This window comes from Streptomyces sp. Q2 (assembly GCF_056820935.1).
The window spans coordinates 1-3,515 of sequence record NZ_JBXEJE010000101.1 but is presented as its reverse complement, the minus strand read 5'-3'; the positions used below and the strand labels follow the sequence as shown (position 1 = coordinate 3,515).

Annotated in this window: 5 protein-coding genes; 4 read left to right on the top strand and 1 reads right to left on the bottom strand. The window is 67.7% G+C overall.

Annotated features, from left to right (window positions below; translation table 11 throughout):
- The first annotated feature begins 349 nt into the window (after positions 1–349).
- The gene (locus ACWBNA_RS47695; RefSeq protein WP_482710858.1) at positions 350–1,129 is read left to right on the top strand and encodes an SDR family NAD(P)-dependent oxidoreductase; all 780 of its coding nucleotides are present in this window, start codon (positions 350–352) and stop codon (positions 1,127–1,129) included.
- A 107-nt stretch (positions 1,130–1,236) separates the two neighbouring features.
- Positions 1,237–1,644: a pyridoxamine 5'-phosphate oxidase family protein gene (locus ACWBNA_RS47690; protein ID WP_482710857.1), complete on the top strand. Its 408-nt coding sequence runs from the start codon at positions 1,237–1,239 to the stop codon at positions 1,642–1,644.
- Positions 1,645–1,813: 169 nt separating this feature from the next.
- On the opposite strand, the gene ACWBNA_RS47685 is transcribed toward ACWBNA_RS47690, so the two are convergent.
- Positions 1,814–2,182, bottom strand: a complete 369-nt coding sequence (locus tag ACWBNA_RS47685) for an aldo/keto reductase (protein WP_482710856.1) — start codon at positions 2,180–2,182, stop codon at positions 1,814–1,816.
- Between the two features lie 164 nt (positions 2,183–2,346).
- On the opposite strand from ACWBNA_RS47685, the gene ACWBNA_RS47680 reads away from it, so the two are divergent.
- Positions 2,347–3,084, top strand: a complete 738-nt coding sequence (locus ACWBNA_RS47680; RefSeq protein ID WP_482710855.1) for a helix-turn-helix domain-containing protein — start codon at positions 2,347–2,349, stop codon at positions 3,082–3,084.
- On the top strand, positions 3,048–3,359 hold the full coding sequence (locus ACWBNA_RS47675) for an MmyB family transcriptional regulator (protein WP_482710854.1): 312 nt from the start codon (positions 3,048–3,050) through the stop codon (positions 3,357–3,359). Before ACWBNA_RS47680 ends, ACWBNA_RS47675 begins: the two co-directional genes overlap by 37 nt.
- The last annotated feature ends 156 nt before the right edge of the window (positions 3,360–3,515 follow it).

The following is a 3,515-nucleotide window of genomic DNA, read 5'->3' as shown; positions in this document are numbered from 1 at the left end:
TGGAACGAACCGACGAGTGGCTGCAGCTCATCACCGACTTCCTCGACAAGCACCACGCCTGAACACACACCACGAGCGGGCACACAGCCACCACCACCCCAGCCCCACACCCGGAGTGTCGACCCTCATCGCCGCCCCGCCGAGCCCTGGACGGATGTCAGGCCGGTTCCGCGCCGGTGAGGCGTGGATCGCTGGGGGTCACGGTCGGCCCAGTAGCGCGCCCCACCATGAGTCGGTGAGGCAGCCGCCGTGCCAGCTCGCTGTCGATCCCAACCGCGAGCAGAGAATGCGGCACCTTCACATGTATCAAACGTTTGAAAGCCAACAGGGTATTGATTACTCTGGATTCATGCCTCGGACCCTTGCTCTGATCACCGGCGCCTCCTCCGGAATAGGCGCCGCGTACGCCCGTCTTCTCGCAGACGACTCGGACTTCGTCCTGGTGGCCCGTCGCGCCGCACGGCTGGAGGAGTTGGCCGGTGAACTGCGTAAGGCCGGTGCCGCTGTGGAGCTGCTTCCCGCCGACCTCGCCACCCGCAAGGGCATCGCCGAGGTGAGTGACCGCTTGAGCGCCGGGGACGTCCGCGTCCTGATCAGCAATGCCGGTGTCGGTGGCTACGCCCCGCTCATCGATGTCGACCCGGCCGAGATCGACAACCTGCTCACCCTCAACGCCGAGGCGCACGTCCAGCTCGTCCGCGCCGCACTCCCCGGCATGCTCGCCGCCGACGACGGCACGATCGTCACCATCGCCTCGCTGCTCGCCTTCAGCGCCGGACAGACCGGCTCACGCCCGCCCCGCCGCACCCTGTACACCGCGGCCAAAGCCGCTCTCGTGGCCTTCACCCGCACCCTGGGACACGAACTCGCCGACACCGGTATCCGCACCCAGGTGGTCTGCCCCGGCCCGGTGGCCACCGAGTTCCACCAGGGAGTCGGACGGACGGTTCCCGCCTCCATGACCGCCGAGGACGTCGCGCGCGCCAGCCTCGCCGGGCTCCGTCTGGGCGAGACGATCTGCGTCCCGGGCCTGGAGGAACAGTCCGCGGCACTCGACGCGCTGTTCGCCGCCGAAACCGCCGTGCTGTCCGGCGGCCGACGCTCGGACATCGCCTCCCGCTACCGGTAGTCGCTGCGCAGTGAGGAGAGGTCGGGCGCCAGGAGGCCGCCGGCCCGCGGTGCACAGAACGGCTCGGAGATCTTCGGAGTGGGTTCCAGGGAGAGTCAACCAACGATATGGAGATCGATATGAGTAGGTTCAACGCGCAGGAAGTCGGTTTCCTGCAGGAACACATCCTTGGGCGACTCGCCACGGCGGGTAAGTCCGCCAAGCCACACGTGGTGCCCGTCACGTATCACTTCGACCCTGAGCACGAGGTGATCAAGATCGGGGGGCGCTCGCTGGAAGGGCGTGGCCAGGACCGGCTGTACGTTCGCCACCTCAAGGTCAACCCGCAAGCCGCATTGGTGGTCGACGACGTACCGGATCCGCAGACGTGGCAGCCGCGCGGGATTCTCATCAAGGGGGCGACAGTCCTGCACACGGAGGGCGGCGAGCCGCTGGGACCCGGGTTCGGTCCGAACTGGGTCGAAATAGTGCCTGACTTCGTCACGTCCTGGGGCATTGACGCCCCCGCCCTGTAACTCATCCTTCCTGACGAGGACTGAGCCTGGAACCGCGGGGCCGGGGAGCCCTCAGTCCGGCGAACACCAGGCCGGTTCGGGCAAGTTCGCTGAAGGCAACGGCGTGGCCGAGCGAGCCCTGGTAGTGCCGGGTCGGCGTCGGCAGCGTGTGTTCAAGGGCGTCTTGTCGTTACGCGTGGGATGGCTTCCGTGAGTGGAAGCCATCCCATCCGTGACAGACATGATCACCACCTTCATCGGTGTGCGGCTCGCTACTGGCCTGCAACTTGCTTCCGTACGTCCGCAACTTGTTGACCAGCGACATATGGTGCTCGTTGTAGCGGTCTCCCAGTACCCCGACCCGGCCGGCAAGTTCGTTGAGGTCCGACAGTTCGTCGGCGGAGAGCGGCAACCGGGTGGCCCCGATGTTCTCGTCGATGCGCGCGAGGCGCCGCGTTCCGGGGATCGGAACGATCGACGGATGCTGGCCGAGCAGCCAGGCGAGCGCGACCTGCCCGGGTGTGGCGTCCCTGTCATCGGGGAGCGAAACACCTACCACGAAGTCGGCTCCCGGACTGCGGAGCCAGAGGATGGCTGCGGCGGTCTCCTTCCCCCTGCGTGGCTGCGGAGTGCGAACGAGCCGCGGACCGCGGCCGCTGCGGCGGTGACTGGGCGGCGATCGACAGGGCCTCCAGGCGAAGACGCAGGCAGCCGCTTGGTTTGATGTGCAGGATCGCGGCAACGTGCGAAGCTGTGCGTGTGCAACGGGAGCCGGGCCTGGACGAACTGGGAGCCTTCCTCAAGGCGCGCCGTGCAGAGCTGACTCCCGACGGCGTCGGGCTGCCCGATAGCGGTGAGCCGCGGCGTGTTTCCGGTCTGCGGCGTGAGGAAGTCGCTCGGCTGGCCGCGATCAGCACCGATTACTACATCCGGCTCGAACAGGGCCGCGTACAGGCGTCGACGGCCGTCCTCGACGCCCTCGCGCAGGTGCTCCGCCTCGACGGCGATCAGCGCGAGTACATCCTGACCCTCGCGGGGAAGACCGTCCTGTCCCCGGCGAACAGGGCTGCTCGGCAGGGAGTCGGCCCGCAGATGCGGTACCTGCTGGACGACCTCACCCTGACTGCCGGGTTCGTCATCGGACGCAACACAGACCTTCTGGCGTGGAACGCCATGGCCGCCGCCCTGGTGATGGACTTCGGGCGCATCCCCGAGGAACACCGCAACTACGTGCGCATGCTGTTCACCGAGCCCGCCATCCGGGTGCTGTACAGGGACTGGGAGCACATGGCCCGACTGGCCGTGTCCCACCTGCGCATGGACAGCAGGCGAAACCCTCACGATCCGCGACTGACGGCGCTCGTCGAAGAGCTTTCCGTGTTGGATCGGCAGTTCCGGCTGTGGTGGACCTCGCACNCCTGCGCATGGACAGCAGGCGAAACCCTCACGATCCGCGACTGACGGCGCTCGTCGAAGAGCTTTCCGTGTTGGATCGGCAGTTCCGGCTGTGGTGGACCTCGCACGATGTCGCTGTACGGGCCGGCGGCACCAGGCTGCTCCGGCATCCCGTGGTGGGCGACCTGGCATTCGAGCGGTCCACCTTTACGTGCGCGGAGGATCCCGAACAGCAGCTCGTCGTCTGGACCGCCGAACCCGGCAGCCCGACCTACCGGGCGTTGCGTTGTCTGGCCGCTGGAATCGAGATGGCATCAGAAGGACTGGATGGCGTCGCCTGACGCGTTCACCGCGCCGTCGGCGGGAACAGGCGCTGGGCGTTGGCCGTCGTCAGGGAACGCCAGGTGGTCCCCTCCGCCGGTGGTTCGGCCGCGTCGATCGCCGCGATGTGGGCGTCGGCCAGCGGCGCGGGCGTCCAGCAGTAGTCGCTGCCGAAG